This is a genomic window from Enterobacter cloacae complex sp. P42RS, assembly GCF_014930595.1.
Classification (GTDB): Bacteria; Pseudomonadota; Gammaproteobacteria; order Enterobacterales; family Enterobacteriaceae; genus Enterobacter; species Enterobacter bugandensis.
On record NZ_JADBRK010000002.1, the window covers coordinates 88510 to 105165 of the forward strand.

15 protein-coding genes are annotated in these 16656 nt (G+C 56.6%); 14 read left to right on the forward strand and 1 reads right to left on the reverse strand.

The window, feature by feature from the left end; genetic code table 11:
* The first annotated feature begins 1 nt into the window (after position 1).
* The 14 genes from gspD to IM314_RS03835 all read left to right on the forward strand — a co-directional run bounded on the left by gspD (position 2) and on the right by IM314_RS03835 (position 15462).
* The gene (gene gspD, locus IM314_RS03770) at positions 2-1936 is read left to right on the forward strand and encodes a type II secretion system secretin GspD (protein ID WP_047362772.1); all 1935 of its coding nucleotides are present in this window, start codon (positions 2-4) and stop codon (positions 1934-1936) included.
* A 14-nt stretch (positions 1937-1950) separates the two neighbouring features.
* Complete coding sequence (gene gspE / locus IM314_RS03775) at positions 1951-3429, forward strand: type II secretion system ATPase GspE (RefSeq protein WP_193359218.1); 1479 nt, start codon at positions 1951-1953, stop codon at positions 3427-3429.
* Positions 3429-4637, forward strand: coding sequence for a type II secretion system inner membrane protein GspF (gene gspF, locus IM314_RS03780; RefSeq protein WP_193359219.1), 1209 nt, complete (start codon positions 3429-3431; stop codon positions 4635-4637). Before gspE ends, gspF begins: the two co-directional genes overlap by 1 nt.
* 3 nt (positions 4638-4640) lie before the next feature.
* Complete coding sequence (gene gspG / locus IM314_RS03785; protein WP_193359220.1) at positions 4641-5090, forward strand: type II secretion system major pseudopilin GspG; 450 nt, start codon at positions 4641-4643, stop codon at positions 5088-5090.
* Complete coding sequence (gene gspH, locus IM314_RS03790) at positions 5090-5575, forward strand: type II secretion system minor pseudopilin GspH (RefSeq protein ID WP_028012526.1); 486 nt, start codon at positions 5090-5092, stop codon at positions 5573-5575. The genes gspG and gspH overlap by 1 nt, the downstream gene beginning before the upstream one ends.
* Positions 5568-5945: a type II secretion system minor pseudopilin GspI gene (gspI, locus tag IM314_RS03795; protein WP_041910661.1), complete on the forward strand. Its 378-nt coding sequence runs from the start codon at positions 5568-5570 to the stop codon at positions 5943-5945. The genes gspH and gspI overlap by 8 nt, the downstream gene beginning before the upstream one ends.
* Positions 5942-6559, forward strand: coding sequence for a type II secretion system minor pseudopilin GspJ (gene gspJ / locus IM314_RS03800; RefSeq protein WP_193359221.1), 618 nt, complete (start codon positions 5942-5944; stop codon positions 6557-6559). Before gspI ends, gspJ begins: the two co-directional genes overlap by 4 nt.
* A complete protein-coding gene (gspK, locus tag IM314_RS03805) occupies positions 6556-7566 on the forward strand; it encodes a type II secretion system minor pseudopilin GspK (protein WP_193359222.1) in 1011 nt (336 codons plus the stop codon). Before gspJ ends, gspK begins: the two co-directional genes overlap by 4 nt.
* A 15-nt stretch (positions 7567-7581) precedes the next feature.
* On the forward strand, positions 7582-8715 hold the full coding sequence (gene gspL / locus IM314_RS03810; RefSeq protein WP_193359223.1) for a type II secretion system protein GspL: 1134 nt from the start codon (positions 7582-7584) through the stop codon (positions 8713-8715).
* On the forward strand, positions 8712-9197 hold the full coding sequence (gene gspM, locus IM314_RS03815) for a type II secretion system protein GspM (RefSeq protein WP_045261799.1): 486 nt from the start codon (positions 8712-8714) through the stop codon (positions 9195-9197). Before gspL ends, gspM begins: the two co-directional genes overlap by 4 nt.
* Positions 9194-9991, forward strand: coding sequence for an A24 family peptidase (locus IM314_RS03820; protein ID WP_193359380.1), 798 nt, complete (start codon positions 9194-9196; stop codon positions 9989-9991). The genes gspM and IM314_RS03820 overlap by 4 nt, the downstream gene beginning before the upstream one ends.
* 253 nt (positions 9992-10244) lie before the next feature.
* On the forward strand, positions 10245-12956 hold the full coding sequence (locus IM314_RS03825) for a glycosyl hydrolase family 18 protein (RefSeq protein WP_193358641.1): 2712 nt from the start codon (positions 10245-10247) through the stop codon (positions 12954-12956).
* A 107-nt stretch (positions 12957-13063) separates the two neighbouring features.
* Positions 13064-13504 (forward strand): type III secretion system invasion protein IagB, encoded by a 441-nt coding sequence (iagB, locus tag IM314_RS03830; RefSeq protein WP_193358642.1) that lies wholly within the window; start codon positions 13064-13066, stop codon positions 13502-13504.
* 131 nt (positions 13505-13635) lie between these two features.
* Positions 13636-15462 carry a chitinase gene (locus tag IM314_RS03835; RefSeq protein WP_193358643.1) on the forward strand — a complete coding sequence of 609 codons (1827 nt, stop codon included), beginning with the start codon at positions 13636-13638 and terminating at the stop codon, positions 15460-15462.
* Between the two features lie 111 nt (positions 15463-15573).
* On the opposite strand, the gene IM314_RS03840 is transcribed toward IM314_RS03835, so the two are convergent.
* Positions 15574-16587 (reverse strand): NAD(P)-dependent oxidoreductase, encoded by a 1014-nt coding sequence (locus IM314_RS03840; protein ID WP_028012536.1) that lies wholly within the window; start codon positions 16585-16587, stop codon positions 15574-15576.
* Between the last annotated feature and the right edge of the window lie 69 nt (positions 16588-16656).

The following is a 16656-nucleotide window of genomic DNA, read 5'->3' on the forward strand; positions in this document are numbered from 1 at the left end:
CATGAAGAAATTTCCTTGGGCGTGCGTGGCGCTGACCGCATTGTCGTTATATTCCAGTTCGCTGCTTGCAGCCAACTTTAGCGCGAGCTTTAAAAATACCGATATCCGCGAGTTTATCGATACGGTAGGCCGCAATCTTAACAAAACCATTCTCGTCGACCCGTCCGTTCAGGGTACGGTGTCGGTCAGAACCTATAACGTGCTGACGGAAGATGAGTATTACCAGTTCTTCCTGAGCGTGCTGGACCTGTACGGTCTGTCGGTGATCCCGATGGACAACGGCATGGTCAAAGTGGTGCGCTCAAGCGTAGCCCGCACCGCCGGGGCCCCGCTGGCAGACAGCAAAAATCCGGGCAAAGGCGATGAGATCATCACCCGCGTCGTGCGCATGGAAAACGTGCCGGTGCGTGAGCTGGCGCCGCTGCTGCGCCAGCTGAACGATGCCACCGGTATCGGTAACGTGGTGCATTTTGAGCCGTCGAACGTCCTGCTGTTAACCGGGAAAGCCTCGGTGGTGAACCGCCTGGTGGATCTGGTGCAGCGCGTCGACAGAGACGGCATTCAGCGTCGCGAAATCGTGCCGCTGCGCTTTGCGTCCGCCAAAGAGCTCTCCGACATGTTGAACAACCTCAACAACGAAGAGCAGAAGGGGCAGAACGCGCCGCAGCTCGCCACCAAGGTGGTAGCGGATGACGAGACCAACAGCCTGGTGATCAGCGGTTCGGAAGATGCGCGCATGCGCACCCGTTCCCTGATCCATCAGCTGGATCGCGAGCAGAACAACGAGGGGAATACCCGCGTCTTCTACCTCAAATACGCCAGCGCCACCAAAGTGGTTCCGGTGCTGACCGGTATTGGCGAGCAGCTGAAAGACAAGGCGGGTGCGCCGAAGTCGAAAACCGCCACGGCGGCCAGCGATCTGAATATTAGCGCCGACGAGTCAACGAACTCGCTGGTGATCACCGCGCAGCCTAACGTGATGAACTCCCTGGAGAAGGTGATCGACAAGCTCGACATTCGCCGTCCGCAGGTGCTGGTGGAAGCGATCATTGCTGAAGTGCAGGACGGAAAGGGCCTGGATCTCGGCGTGCAGTGGACCAGCAAGCACGGCGGCGTGCAGTTCGGCTCAACCGGCCTGCCTATCAGCCAGATTAAAAACGGCACCATGAAGGGGGCAAGCTTTACCGGCCTGGCGACCGGTTTCTTCAACGGCGACTTCGGCGCCCTGATGACCGCGCTCTCCACCGACGGTAAAAACGACATTCTCTCCACGCCGAGCGTAGTCACGCTGGATAACAAAGAAGCGTCGTTTAACGTGGGCAAGGACGTGCCGGTCCTTGCCGGTTCGCAGACCACCAGCGGCGACAACGTCTTCAATTCCGTTGAGCGTAAGACCGTCGGTACCAAGCTGAAAATTGTGCCGCAGATTAACGACGGTGACATGATCCACCTGAAGATTGAGCAGGAAGTCTCCAGCGTAGACAACAGCGCGACGGAAGACGCCAGCCTCGGCCCGACCTTCAACACTCGCACCATTAATAACGAAGTGATGGTCCACAGTGGCCAGACGGTGGTGCTCGGCGGCCTGATGGAAAACGTCACCAAGCAGTCGGTTTCCAAAGTGCCGCTGCTCGGCGATATCCCGCTGGTGGGCCAGCTGTTCCGCTACACCTCGCAGGACACGTCGAAACGCAACCTGATGGTGTTTATCCATACCACCGTCCTGCGTGACGACGACAACTACAGCGCCGCGTCGAAAGAGAAATATGACCAGATCCGCGTTCGCCAGATGCAGCGCGTGGAGGAGAAAAAGCTCGGCATTATTGAGCCAGCGGATAACGCCATTCTGCCCGCGTTTCCGTCTGCCGACACTAAGACGGCCACCCATGCCGCACCGGTGAAAACCAGCGCGACACGCAATCCGTTTAAAGAGTAAGGCGGAGGGGCAACGTGGACGAACTGAGTAAAACACTGTGTAGCAGCAGCTACGCAAAAGATAACGGCGTTTTATTTTATAACAATGACGTCTATATCCGTGATGACACCCCGGCATTTGCACTGCTGGAAGTGCGCCGGGTGCTGGGACGCGCGTTCGTCCCGGTCACCCTCACGCCGGAAGCGTTTGACGAGATGCTGGCCAAAATCTGGCAGCAGAGCAGCGGCGTCTCGCAGCAGCTGGTGGACGATATGGACGCCGATATCGACCTGATGGCGTTAACCGAGGAGATCCCGGATAACGAAGATCTGCTCGATAACGACGAAAACTCGCCGGTAATCCGCCTGATCAACGCCATTCTCGGCGAGGCGGTGAAGGACGGCGCGTCGGATATTCATATCGAAACCTTCGAGCGCACGCTGAGCATTCGCTTCCGCGTTGACGGCGTGCTGCGCCCGGTGCTGCAGCCTGCGCGCAAGCTCGCGCCGCTGCTGGTATCGCGCATCAAGGTCATGTCAAAACTCGACATCGCCGAGAAGCGCCTGCCGCAGGATGGCCGTATCTCCCTGCGCATTGGTCGCAAGGCGATCGACGTGCGCGTCTCGACCATTCCGTCCCAGTACGGCGAGCGCGTGGTGATGCGTCTGCTCGATAAAAGCAATCTTAAGCCTGACATCAACAAGCTGGGCCTGATTGATGAAGAGCTGGAGAAGCTGAAAGGGCTGATTGACCGTCCGCACGGCATTATCCTGGTCACCGGGCCGACAGGCTCCGGTAAAAGTACCACCCTGTACGCCATTCTTTCGGCGCTGAACGGTCACGAACGCAACATTCTGACCGTAGAAGACCCGATTGAATACGAGCTGGAAGGGGTGGGACAGACGCAGGTTAACCCGCGCGTGGACATGACCTTTGCCCGCGGGCTGCGCGCCATTCTGCGTCAGGACCCGGACGTGGTGATGATCGGGGAAATTCGTGACGGTGAGACCGCGCAAATTGCGGTGCAGGCGTCGCTTACCGGTCACCTGGTCATGTCTACGCTGCACACCAACAGCGCCGCAGGGGCGATAACCCGCCTGCGGGATATGGGGCTGGAATCCTTTTTAATCGGTTCATCGTTGCTCGGTGTCATTGCCCAGCGTCTGGTGCGTCGGCTGTGTACGCACTGCCGGACCACCAGTCCGCTGGATGCCAATGAAAAAGCGCTGTTCAGCTTTATGGACGCGCCGCCAAAAGCAATCTACCGCGCGGTGGGCTGTGAACACTGCCGCCAGAGCGGCTATCAGGGCCGGGCCGGTATTCATGAGTTCCTGGTGGTGGACAGCACCATGCGCCGCGCCATACATGAAGATAAGGACGAAATGTCCATCGAGACGCAGCTCTTTAAGCAGGCTTACAGCCTGCGTGAAAACGGGCTGCTGAAGGTGATTAGCGGCGTGACCTCGCTGGAAGAGGTGATTCGCGTCACCGCCGAGCGTGGGGGGGATGCGTAATGGCCTTCTACGCCTGGACCGCAACGGACGGCGCGGGGAAAACCCAGCGCGGCACGCTGCAGGCCGAGGGGCAAAAGCAGGTTCGCCAGTGGCTTCGCGAGCAAAAGCTGATGCCCGTCAGCATCAACGAAACCCGCGAGGCGGCGGCGTCCGGTAAAGTGAAAACCGGCGCAAAGCTCTCCACGCCGGTGCTGTCGATGTTTACCCGCCAGCTTTCGACGCTGGTCAACGCCGCGCTGCCGCTGGAAAGCGCCCTGAAGGCTATCTCGAAGCAGACGGAGGACAAAAAGCTGGCGGCGATGGTGGTGGAGATCCGCGAGAAAGTAGTGGAAGGCCACACGCTGTTCGACGCGTTTAGCCAGTTCCCGCGCACCTTCGACAAGCTCTACTGCACCCTGGTGATGGCCGGCGAAAAAACCGGCCACCTGGGCGACGTCCTGGAGAAGCTGGCGGAGTACAACGAGCAGCGCCAGAAGATGAAAAGCAAGCTGACGCAGGCGATGGTCTACCCGATTACCCTGACCGTGGTCGCCATCGCGGTCATCAGCATTCTGCTGGTGGCGGTGGTGCCGCAGGTGATCGAGCAGTTCACCCACATGAAGCAGCAGCTGCCGATCACCACCCGCACGCTGATTGCGGTGAGCGATTTTCTGCAGGCGTACGGGATCTACATCGTGGGGATCCTCGGTGGCGGGTTTGTCGGCTTTAAGACCTGGCTGAGAAACGCCAAAAACCGTTTTCGCTGGCACAGCTGGCTGGTGAACGGCTCGCCGATCAAAAAGCTGGTATGCGCCATCAACAGCGCCCGCTACATCCGTACCCTGAGCATTTTGCAGGCCAGCAGCGTGCCGCTGCTGGAGGGGATGTATATCGCGATGGACGGTATCGAAAACCTCTATGCCCGGCAGGTGCTGGAGCAGGCGGCGGACACCGTGCGCCAGGGGGCATCACTCTATGCCGCGCTGGAACATGCGAAATTATTCCCGCCAACCATGCTGTATATGATTGCCTCCGGCGAAGAGAGCGGGGAATTAGGGAATTTAATGGACCGCGCGGCGGAAAACCAGGAATCGGCATTGCAGCATCGAATTACATTAACGCTGTCGGTATTTGAACCGGCGCTGGTGGTATCCATGGCGACGATTGTTTTATTCATCGTGCTGTCAATATTACAACCGCTTCTGCAACTTAATAATATGGTAGGTTAAATCATGACTTTAAAACGTAAAAACCTGGCGCGTCAGGCGGGTTTCACCTTGCTCGAATTAATGGTGGTCATTGTTATTCTTGGCGTACTGGCGAGCATGGTGGTGCCAAACTTAATGGGCAATAAAGAAAAAGCAGATACGCAAAAAGCAACCAGCGATATTGTCGCGCTCGAAGGTTCGCTGGATATGTATAAGCTGGATAACCACCGCTACCCGACAACCGAGCAGGGTTTACAGGCGCTGGTAACCAAGCCTGAAATCGCGCCAATCCCGAACGGCTACCGTGCTGATGGCTATATCCGTCGCCTGCCGCAGGACCCGTGGGGCGGAGATTATATTCTGGTTAGCCCGGGCGAACACGGCGCGGTCGACGTCTTCTCCGCCGGTCCGGACGGTGAAGCCAATACCGCCGATGATATTACGAACTGGTCTCTGGATAAGAAAGAGAAATAATGAATAAACAACGCGGCTTTACGTTGCTGGAAATTATTCTGGCGCTGGTTATATTTGCCAGCTGCGCCATGATGGTGGTGTCAACAATACCTTCACGCAGCGGTGCGGATATATTTGGCCAGCAATTAAAAGCCCTCGTTGATTATGGTTCAGACCGTGCGGTGATGGACGGAAATATCGTCGGGCTGGTCATCACGACGGATAATTATCAGCTGGTGACGCTCGAGGATAAAAACGGCGAACGTCACTGGGTGCCGTTATCCGCCGGGCGTATTACCACCAAGGGCGATTTCCCGGAAGAGATGCACGTTTCGCTTTCGCCCCAGCGCCTTGCCGCCACGGTAAGCGCCGATCCGCAGGTGCTCTTTTTACCGGACGGCGAAATCAGCCGCTTCACGCTGACGCTGCAAAGCTATGACAAACAGCACCATTTCCGCGTGGTGTCGCAAGGCGCTGCGCCTGTATCGGTAGAGAACGATGGCTAACGGCAAAAAGCAAAAGGGGATGACGCTGCTGGAGGTGATGGTCGCGCTGGTGATCTTCTCCACCGCCGCGCTGGCGCTGATGAATTCGGTCTCCCTGAACGTGCGTTTCACTCACGGCCTGGCCGACACGCTGCAGGCCAGCTGGGTGGCGGAAAATCAGCTGGCGGAAGCGCAGCTCACGAAAACCGACTTCCCGGACGCCGAGACGCAGGGGACGGAAATCATGGGCGGGCGCAGCTGGAACTGGCGCAAGCAGCGGGTGAAAACCGCCGACAACGGCTGGGCGAACGCCATTCGCGTCTACGCGGAAGGGGACGACAGCCAGCCGGTTATCGCTTTGCAAATCGTTCCGCCGGGAGAGAGCAAGTGAAAAAAACGCGACGCCAGCGCGGGTTTACCCTGCTGGAGATCATGATTGCCCTGACCATTTTCGCGGTGATCAGCACCCTGGCCTGGCAAATTCTGGACGGCACAATGCGCACCAGTTCGGCAACCGACGCCAGCGCCGCGAAGCTCAATCAGCTGCAGCGGGCCTGGAATCTGATGGAGCGCGATTTCTACCAGCTGCAGGCGCGCGCCCCGCGTAACGAGCCGGATCTGTTTCGTCAGGTGGATGATGCGCTTGAGCTGACCACGCTGAATGGCGTGAGCGGAACGATCCAGCTGGAGCGTGTGCGCTGGCGCCTGGAAGAGGGGCGTCTGTATCGCGACGTCTGGCCGGTGATTGATGGCCCGGTGGACGCGAAGCCCGATGAAGTGCCGATTGTCAGTGAGGTGAAATCGCTGCAGTGGCGTTTTTACCGTCAGGGCTGGCAGAAAAGCTGGAGCGACCCGGCGCATCTGCCGGACGGCGTGGAGCTGACGCTGACCATGGAAAACGGCGATATATGGCGCTGGGTCTTTACGACCCCGGGCGACCTGCCTGAGGCGGCTGCGCCAGAGACCGCGCCTGCGCCGCTGCCGGCACCGGAAGCAAAATCATGAGTGCATTACGTAAACAGAAAGGGGTAGCGCTGCTGGTGGTGCTGATCCTGCTGGTCATGATGTCGGCGCTGGCCGCCAAAATTAGCCAGCAGTTCTGTCGCAATCTGCAGAAAACCCATTATCAGGTCAGCCAGCAGCAGTTGCGCTGGGCGATGCAGGCGCAGGAGAAGGTGGTGAAAGATCGCCTGCAGACCGATACCACCGGTGAAAACAAGGCTCTGAACCTGGACGGCGACTGGCACCAGCCGCTGGAGACGCGGGGCGAAGATTACACGGTGGTCAGCCAGGTGGAAGACGCGCAGGACTGCTTTAACGTCAATAACCTGCTGGCCGCAGAGAAAATACTACAGGGGCAAAACGCGCCCGCCGTGCCGGAAAAACCGCGCAACGAGCAGATTGTTGAACAGATCCTGACGGAAAGCGGCATCAGCCACACTACGGCAGAAGAGGTTTATCAGCAGTTGGTGGACTATCTCGATGGCGACGCGACGACGGCCAAAGACGGTGCAGAGAGCGATGCCTGGGCGGGCGTCTTGCCCGCCCGACAGCCCGCGAACCAGATGATGCGCACCATTGCGGAGATCAAACAGCTGCCCGCGTTCCCGGTAGCGGCATACCCGAAGGTGAGCAAGCTGCTCTGCGCGCTGCCGGACTCTGCCAGCAAGGTGGATGTGAACACCCTGAAACCGGAACAGGCCGCCTTACTGGCCGCGCTGTTCCCCGGAAAATTAACGGAAGATGATGCCGTTCGCCTGATTGATTCGCGTCCAGAAACCGGCTGGGAAAATATGGAAACCTTCAGCAAAGCGCTGGAGCAGACCTTCCCGCAGTTGAAAGACGATCTCCCGCAGGTGGCTGAGCTTCTCTCCATCAGCAGCCGGTATTTCCGCGTGAACTATACCGGCAATACCGATGAATTAACGCTTCGCGTGGTTAGCCAGCTTCAGGTCAATAACGAGGCCGGTGAGATCGTGACGTGGCAACGTCGTTACCGAATGATTGAATAAGAAAAGTAGATCGCTATGAAACAGGTACTTTTTGTTCGTCCCGATAACCGCGAGGGCGGGAAAATAATGGGGTGTGTCTCCGGCAGCCAGCAGGTTGAGACGCTGGAGAGCCTGGACGCGCTGGCGGAGCATCCGCTGGCTGACCGGGTTTGTCTGTTGCTGCCCGCCAGCAGCATGATCTTCCGCCATTTTACGCTGCCGAAGAAAGTCGCCTCGCTGGCGACGGCGTTCTCGTGGATGGCCGAGGAGACGCTGATTGGCGAGGTGGATAATCTTCACTGGACGGTGCTTCACAAAAAGGGTGCCGAAGTCGATGCGGTGGCGATTGATGCCGAACTGCTGCGCGTGTGGTTAAACCGCTGTCAGGAGGCGGGGTTAAAAGTGATCCAGGTGCTGCCGGATGCCTGGCTGCTGCCGGTGACGGCTGGCGGAAGTACTCTTGTCGCTCAGGACGACGGCTACTGGCTACGTTTATCACCGCATGTTGCCAGCGAAATGGAAGCGAGCCTGCTGCCGCTTCTGATGCAGAAGGCCGGAGAGGGGGAGGTGTGCTGTTACGGCGAAGCGCCTGCTGGTGTGGACGTCGACATTGCCCAGCCCTGGCAGCATCCGCTGGTGCTGATCCAGCCGCAGTGGCAGGCCTGTCGCGTGAATCTGCTTCACGGTGAATTCAGCCTTAAGGCCGGTAACGGGCGCGTCGCGAAAAGCATGAAAGCCGCAGTAGCGATTGCGGGCCTGCTGTCCGTTGGCCTGCTGCTGGGGCCGCGCATTGCAATGGCCTGGATGCTGGTGCAGCAGGAAAACCAGATACAGGAGGAGATCCTCCAGGTGTATAAGCACCATTTCCCCAGCATGCGTCACCAGACCAATATCAAATATCACTTTGGTCAGAACGTCAAAAAACAGAGTAAGGGGATCTTCCTTCAGCTGGACGAGCTGGCGGCCGCCCGGCAGTCAGTGCCTGCGATGGAAATCGATCTGCTGGAATACGATGCGCAGCAAAACACGCTGACGCTGAGCGTCAGCGCGCAAAACCAGCCCGCGTTGCAGGCGTTTGTTAACCAGACCCGTGAGAATTTCGATTTTACCTTACAGCCTGTTTCAACCACCAAACCCTATACCGCCATGATCGCAGGGAAACATAAATGAAAGAGCGAATCGCGCAGCTGAAATCACGCTACCAGAACTACAGCGCCCGGGAGAAAGTTATTTTAAAACTCTGCATCGTTGCCCTGCTTGGGGCTGCGGTGTATTACGCAGGAGTCATCCCTTTGGATAATATGATTCAAAATAGTAAATCGACGCTTAAAAGACAAAAAGAGACGCTTAACTGGATGCGCAATGAAATTGATAAAAATCATCTTCAGGTTCAGTTAGTCAAAACGGATAATCCACGCACGGTGGTCGAGAAAAGCGCCAATGAAATTAACCTGTCGCTGACGGACGTGCGCCAGGAGGGACAAACTTTATCGTTCGTGGTTAATCGGGTAAATGTTTATGAATTAAAAAACTGGCTGCGCGAAATTAATCAGACCTCCGGCGTCAGATTGCAAAAAATAAACCTCACGCCGGTTGACCATCTCAGCGATGTAAAAGCGCAGGTGCAGCTCACCTGGGCAAAAAACGCATGAATACCTTCTCGCTGATCCGGGAGGCCTGCCCGGTTAGTTTTCCGATAATGAGTGCGATCCTGGGCGGGATTATGGGCAGTTTTCTTGGCGTTGTTGCCGAGCGCCTGCCGGGGATCGTGATGGATGAAGAGGAAAGCGGCAATCTGCTCTTTCCTGCCTCGCACTGTCCGGTGTGCCAGCACACGCTTGCTGCATGGGAAAATATCCCCCTGGTCAGCTGGCTGTTATTACGGGGACGCTGCCACCAGTGCGGCACGACCATCCCGCTGCGGTTATTTTTGATCGAATTTTTCTCGGCGCTGTTTTTTGGCGTTACGGCCTGGTGCATGCCGGACGTTCAGGGGTTGTTTTCGCTGTGGTTACTCGCGCTGTTTTTACTGCCTCTGGCGATGATCGACTGGCAGCATCAGCTTCTCCCGGACTGCCTGACCCAACCGCTGTTGTGGGCAGGTCTCTTACTCCATGCATTTGACCACAGATTGCCGTTGCAGGACGCGCTGTTCGGTGCGGTAGCGGGCTATCTGTCGCTCTGGCTGCTCTACTGGGCCTTTCGCCTGCTGACCGGGCGGGAAGGGCTGGGCTACGGCGATTTTAAGCTGCTGGCGGCCTTAGGCGCCTGGTGCGGCTGGCAGGCGCTGCCTTCAATTGAACTTGCCGCAGCGTTGAGCGGTATCTCGGGCTATTTCGCGTTAAATAATTTAAATAAAAATAACCTCACTATTTCTTTCGGACCCTATCTGTCATTTGCTGGAATAGTCGTGTTTATTGGACAGCAGTTTGCTTTCATATTTTAAATATACAGGTCAAGTTTTTTTATAAGTTTTTTTGACGGTGGAAGAGAAGGATGTCTCTTTGCGCTCAGTGTATCGTAAAAGATATAAGCTACACGGAATTTGGGCTTGTATCTTTTTATGGAGGAATACAACGCAGCAAAACTTTTTTTCACGGTTGTCAGGTTGGTTTAATACGCATTATGCAAAACAAATCCATGTTCTCAAGGAAGGCATGGTTTATTAACGTTACGAATAAATTTATCAGGAAATAAAAATGAAATTTATGAAGCCTAAATATCTGGCGCTCTTTATTGCAGCGGCTACCAGCTCTGCATTTGCAGCGGCGCCAGGCACTCCGTCTATTAGCAGCGGCAATGATAAATTTGCGCTTGTAGAAGTCGATCAGGCGGCACAGGACTATAACAGCCTCGTTAAAGTTCACCCTGACGGTGTGGATGTGAAGGTTGAGTGGAACGTCTGGAGCGGCGACGCGCCAACCTCTGCCAAAGTCTTGCTGGACGGCCAGACCGTCTGGTCCGGCGCGGGCAGCGCATCTGGCTCTGCGACCTTCAAAGTGAAAAAAGGCGGACGCTACCAGGAGCAAGTGGAACTCTGTAATGCCAGCGGCTGCACCAAAAGCGCCAGCAAGCTGATTATCGTTGCGGACACCGACGGTAGCCACCTGCTGCCGCTGAACGCGCCGATGCAGGAAAACAACAAAACCTTCGCGCAGCATACCGATAAAGTGGTCGGCGCCTACTTCCCTGAGTGGGGCGTGTATGGCCGCAACTTCCCGGTGGATAAAATCCCTGCGGCTAACCTGAACCACATTCTGTACGGCTTCATTCCCATCTGCGGCGGCGACGGTATCAACGACAGCCTGAAATCCATTGAGGGCGGCAACAGCTTTGAAGCCCTGAAACGCGCCTGTAACGGCCGTCAGGACTACACTGTGGCTATCCACGACCCCTGGGCTGCTCTGCAAAAACCGCAGGCCGGTGTCTCCGGATGGGATGACCCGTACAAAGGTAACTTTGGTCAACTGATGGCGCTGAAAAAAGCCCACCCGGGCCTGAAGGTACTGCCGTCTATCGGCGGCTGGACCCTGTCAGACCCGTTCTATCAGATGAACGATCCGGCCATTCGCGCACGCTTCGTCTCCTCCGTGAAAGAGTTCCTGCAGACCTGGAAGTTCTTTGACGGCGTGGATATCGACTGGGAATTCCCGGGCGGCGGCGGTGAGAACGCAGCATTGGGTAACCCGCAGCAGGATAAGGCAACCTACACTGCGCTGATGCACGACCTGCGCGCAATGATGGATGAGCTTTCTGCACAAACCGGCCGTACCTACGAACTGACCACGGCGATTGGTTCCGGTAAAGATAAGATTGAAGATGTGGACTACACCACGGCACAGCAGTATCTCGATCATATCTTCCTGATGAGCTACGACTTCTACGGCGCGTGGAGCAACACGGTTCTGGGCCATCAGGCGGCGCTGCACGCGCCGGCATGGCGTCCTGACACGGACTACACCACCGAAAACGGCGTGAACGCGCTGCTGCAGCAGGGCGTACAGCCTGGCAAAATTGTGGTGGGTGCGGGCATGTACGGTCGCGGCTGGACCGGCGTACACGGCCAGACGGGCAACAATCCGTTCACCGGTACCGCAACGGGTCCGGTGAAAGGTACCTGGGAACCGGGCGTGGTGGATTACCGTCAAATTGTGAACGAGTACAAAGGCAAGCCAGGCTGGGAATACGGTTATGACGCTGACGCAGAAGCGCCTTACGTCTTCAACAAGTCAACCGGCGACCTGATCTCTTACGAGGATGCGCGCTCCGCTGCGGCAAAAGGCAAATACGTTCTGGCCAACCACCTGGGCGGTCTGTTCTCCTGGTCTATTGACTCTGACAACGGCGACATTCTGAATGCGATGAACGAAAGCCTGCTGGGCGGCTCGACTCCGGTTGAACCGGTGGTCACTAACCACGCGCCAATCGCGTCATCTGCCGATCAGAACGTCTCTGGCCCGGCAACCGTCACGCTTGATGGCTCTGCTTCCAGCGATCCAGACGGCGATGCGATCACCTACAAATGGACCCAGATCTCTGGTCCATCGGTGGCCCTCACCAACAGCACCAAAGCGAAAGCAACCTTCAACGTTGCGGCAGCGACCAGCGACCAGACCATGGCGTTCCGCCTGACGGTAACGGATGCAAAAGGGCTTAGCAACGCGATTGACGTGCAGGTTGTGAACAAAGCGCCGAAAGCGAACCAGGCACCCGTGGTGAACGCTATGGAAGCGGTGACGCTGCAGGCCGGTGAAACCTACGCTCTGCACGCGCAGGCTGCCGATCCAGACGGTGATGCGCTGACTTACGCCTGGAGCGTTCCGGCGGATATGCACGCGACCGGTACTGATACCGCGAACGTGACCATCACTGCGCCAGAAGTGACCGCAACCTCTACCTACACCCTGAGCGTAGTGGTAGGCGACGGTAAAACCAGCGTGCAGTCTAACGTACAGGTGACAGTGAATCCGAAACCGGCTGACGTTACGCCACCGGCTGATGAGGTTACCCCACCTTCTGACGAGGTTACCCCTCCGGCTGATGACGTGGCTCCGCCATCCGAGGAAGGCACTGCAACCGGTAGCTGCGACGCGCCTGTCGATGCTAACGCCAGCAAATATGTCGCGTGGGATGCCAGCAAAATCTACAACAATGGCGATACCGTCAGCTTCGACCATCTGGTGTGGAAAGCGAAGTACTGGACCCAGGGCAACCAGCCTGGCTTCGGTGTGGATGCGTGGGAGCTGGTCAGCAACGTGAAGATGAACTGGCGTTCTGACCTCGTTTATAACGGCGGCGAAACCACCACCTACCAGGGCAACGTATACCGTGCCAAATGGTGGACACGTGGTGATAACCCGGCTAACAGCGATGTCTGGGTGAAAGAAGGTCCATCAACCGACTGCAAATAATCTGGTCCGGTAAACACTCACCATCCCCGACGGGGTGGTGAGTGATTCAAAATTCATTTTACAGGATGTTGCTAAGGAGAAATAACCGACGCTTACAGCAGGTGAAAATGAAAAAGTTAATGTTGTTGTTATTTATAATAAGCCAAAGCGCACTGGCAAACTGTTGGGACAGAGCCGCACATTATTATCATGTCGATCCTTATTTATTGTATGCCATAGCCAACGTTGAATCCGGTATGAATCCGTATGCGGTTGGGCAAAATCATGACGGCACGCGTGATGTCGGGCTAATGCAAATTAATAGCACTCACTTTACTGCGCTGGAAAGGCAAGGAATTGACGAATACCGGCTGATGACCGAGCCCTGCACCTCCATTATGGTCGGCGCTTCCATCTTGTCCGGGATGATTAAGGTGTACGGCTATAACTGGGAAGCGGTAGGTGCCTATAACGCCGGATTGAAAAAAGAGAATTATCCGCAGCGGATGAAATATGCCCATAAAGTTTGGGCGAAATATCAGCAGTTGAAATTAGCTGCACGTTATTAAAGTTTTTTATTTTTGAAGAGTTCCTCAGGGTGTTCTTCGAAAAGTGAAAACAGCTGTCTATGGTTTATTTATTAATGGATTAATACATAAGCCGGGATTTAACTTTAACTTTAATTAACAGGAATACTGAAATGAATAAAAGGACGTTACTGAGTGTACTCGTTGCCGGCGCATGCGTAGCACCGTTTATGGCGCAGGCTGCCTCTTTGCAGGCGACCACCAGTGAACCATACACCATGAAAGCCAGCGATCTGGCGAAGAAAGAGCAGGAGCTCACTAACTTCCCGCTGATGACCTCCGTTAAAGAGACGATTCAGACCCTTGATAACGCGCAGGTCGAAATGATTGAGCCAGGCCGTGCGGCGAACCCGGACAACGTTAAGCGCGTGGAAGGGATCGTGAAGGCCAGCGACTGGGAATATCTCTTCCCGCTGCGCGCTCAGGCCTATACCTACAGCAACTTCCTGAAAGCCGTAGGTAAATTCCCGGCGCTGTGTAAGACCTATAACGACGGTCGCGACAGCGATGCGATCTGCCGCAAAGAGCTGGCCACCATGTTTGCCCACTTTGCCCAGGAAACCGGCGGCCACGAAAGCTGGCGTCCGGAAGCCGAGTGGCGTCAGGCGCTGGTCCACGTGCGTGAAATGGGCTGGAGCGAAGGGCAGAAGGGCGGCTATAACGGCGAATGTGACCCGAAAGTATGGCAGGGCCAGACCTGGCCGTGCGGTAAGGATAAAGACGGCGACTTCCTGAGCTACTTCGGTCGCGGTGCGAAGCAGCTGTCCTACAACTACAACTACGGTCCGTTCTCCGAAGCAATGTACGGCGACGTGCGTACCCTGCTGGATAAACCTGAGCTGGTGGCGGATACCTGGCTGAACCTGGCGAGCGCGATCTTCTTCTTCGCCTACCCGCAGCCGCCAAAACCAAGCATGCTGCAGGTTATCGACGGCACGTGGCAGCCGAACGATCATGATAAAGCCAACGGTCTGGTACCGGGCTTCGGCGTGACCACCCAGATCATCAACGGCGGCGTAGAGTGCGGCGGCCCGACTGAAATTGCCCAGTCTCAGAACCGTATCAAGTATTACAAAGAGTTCGCGAACTACCTGAAAGTGCCCGTTCCGGCGAACGAAGTGCTGGGCTGCGCCAACATGAAGCAGTTCGACGAAGGTGGCGCAGGTGCGCTGAAGATTTACTGGGAACAGGACTGGGGGTGGAGCGCCGATACGCCAGACGGAAAGACCTACTCTTGCCAACTGGTGGGCTACCAGACGCCGTTCAGCGCCTTTAAAGAGGGTGACTACAGCAAGTGTGTGCAGAAGTTCTATAACGTGAATATCGTTAACGACGATGGTTCTGCCACCACGCCGGACGAAACCCCGGTAACGCCAGCGCCGACGCCAGCAGAAGATGAAACACCGGCTCCAGCGCCAGCGCCGACGCCGGATGAAACCCCGGCTGAACCTGCTACTGTGAACCACGCCCCGGTTGCGCACATTGCTGGCCCAATTGGTGCCGTTGAAGCGGGAGCGCAGGTTTCTCTGAGTGCGGAAGGTTCTACCGATGCGGATGGCAACAAGCTGACCTACACCTGGCGTTCTCAGGATGGCCAGACTGTGACCGGCGAAGATAAAGCGGTGGTGACCTTCAAGGCGCCTGAGTCCGCAACGGCACAGCAGATTGAAATCAGCCTGACCGTCAGCGATGGCGAGCTGACCAATACCACCACTTACCTGCTGAACGTGAAAGCGAAAGCGGCAACGCCATCAGGTGACGAAGGTGCTTACCAGGCGTGGAGCGCGAACAGCAAGTACAACGCAGGTGATATCGTGAACAACCACGGTAAACTGTTCCAGTGCAAACCGTTCCCGTACAGCGGCTGGTGTAACAACGCCCCGGCATACTATGAACCAGGCGCAGGTCTGTCATGGGCTGATGCCTGGACGGCTCTGTAAAAGCAAACGGCAACCGAAAGGTTGCCGTTTTAGTATCTGCACTTTCCCCTCTCCCCGGAGGGGCGAGGAGATGTAGGCCCGGTAAGGCGAAGCCGCCACCGGGCAAAAAGGCTAGCGGTGCAACTTCCCGTGATCCCGTAACCACGCCGCCGTGCGCACAATGCCTTCATCCAGCGTCACAATCGGCTTATATCCCAGCTCAGTCTCCGCGCGCGTGATATCCAGCGTAAAATCAAAGTTAAGCTTCGATACGCCGTAGTGCGTCAGCGCGGGCTCTTTGGCGGATTTACTGCCAAAACGCTCCATGCTGCGGGCGATCATGTCCAGCATCGGGTAGGGCACGGAACGGATACGGCAGTCGATCTGCAGTTCATCAATCAGCCGCTGCACAATGCTGCGCAACGTGCACGGTTCACCGTTGGTGATGTTATAGGCGCGACCGGAGATAAGCTTATCGCAGTCCGGCTGGCTTGCCAGCCACATGGCGTGGACGGCATTTTCGTAATAGGTCATGTCCACCAGCGCATCGCCGCCGCGCGGCAGCAGCACGCTGCCGTAGTGGTGCATCATCTGCGCCAGACGCGGAATAAACACTTTGTCGTGCGGTCCGAAGAGGCTCTGCGGGCGCAGGACGGTAAAACGGGTATGCGGGTTTGACTGCGCCAGCAGGTCGATGACCTCTTCGCTGGCCGCCTTGCTGCGGGCAAACTCGCAGGCAAAGCGAGCAGGGCGGAAATCTTCCTGCACGTCACGATGGTGGTGGTAGTCGAAATAGAGTGACGGTGACGAGATATGGATAAAGTTACGCACGCCCCAGGCTACGGCCCATTCGCCCAGACGACGCGTGGCGCGCACGTTGGCGAGATCGAAGGCTTCCTGGGTTCCCCACGGGGAGGTAAAACTGGAGCAGTGCCACAGCGTGTCGATACCGGCGAGCATCACCTTCGCCTGCGAGGAGACCAGCTCCGTCAGGTCGGCATGGACGAACTCCGCGCCCATTTTTTGCAGCAGTTTCCCCATCGCTTCGTTGCGACCGGTGGCCCTGACGCTGATGCCCTTGTTGCGCAGAAATTCGACCGCATTTCGGCCTAAGCCGCTGGTCGCCCCGGTAACCAGTACCTTCATATCAATCCACTGTGTTGAAAAGAATTTCGTGCGCATTCTTTCGTGAATTACGATGTGTTGCAATGGGAA

What these genes read in the sequence shown, in the direction of transcription:
- gspD (WP_047362772.1), top strand. Translation starts at nt 2, where the DNA reads ATGAAGAAATTTCCTTGGGCGTGCGTGGCGCTGACCGCATTGTCGTTA.
- gspF (WP_193359219.1), top strand. Translation starts at nt 3,429, where the DNA reads ATGGCCTTCTACGCCTGGACCGCAACGGACGGCGCGGGGAAAACCCAG.
- gspG (WP_193359220.1), top strand. Translation starts at nt 4,641, where the DNA reads ATGACTTTAAAACGTAAAAACCTGGCGCGTCAGGCGGGTTTCACCTTG.
- gspH (WP_028012526.1), top strand. Translation starts at nt 5,090, where the DNA reads ATGAATAAACAACGCGGCTTTACGTTGCTGGAAATTATTCTGGCGCTG.
- gspI (WP_041910661.1), top strand. Translation starts at nt 5,568, where the DNA reads ATGGCTAACGGCAAAAAGCAAAAGGGGATGACGCTGCTGGAGGTGATG.
- gspK (WP_193359222.1), top strand. Translation starts at nt 6,556, where the DNA reads ATGAGTGCATTACGTAAACAGAAAGGGGTAGCGCTGCTGGTGGTGCTG.
- gspL (WP_193359223.1), top strand. Translation starts at nt 7,582, where the DNA reads ATGAAACAGGTACTTTTTGTTCGTCCCGATAACCGCGAGGGCGGGAAA.
- gspM (WP_045261799.1), top strand. Translation starts at nt 8,712, where the DNA reads ATGAAAGAGCGAATCGCGCAGCTGAAATCACGCTACCAGAACTACAGC.
- IM314_RS03820 (WP_193359380.1), top strand. Translation starts at nt 9,194, where the DNA reads ATGAATACCTTCTCGCTGATCCGGGAGGCCTGCCCGGTTAGTTTTCCG.
- IM314_RS03825 (WP_193358641.1), top strand. Translation starts at nt 10,245, where the DNA reads ATGAAATTTATGAAGCCTAAATATCTGGCGCTCTTTATTGCAGCGGCT.
- iagB (WP_193358642.1), top strand. Translation starts at nt 13,064, where the DNA reads ATGAAAAAGTTAATGTTGTTGTTATTTATAATAAGCCAAAGCGCACTG.
- IM314_RS03835 (WP_193358643.1), top strand. Translation starts at nt 13,636, where the DNA reads ATGAATAAAAGGACGTTACTGAGTGTACTCGTTGCCGGCGCATGCGTA.
- IM314_RS03840 (WP_028012536.1), bottom strand. Translation starts at nt 16,587, where the DNA reads ATGAAGGTACTGGTTACCGGGGCGACCAGCGGCTTAGGCCGAAATGCG.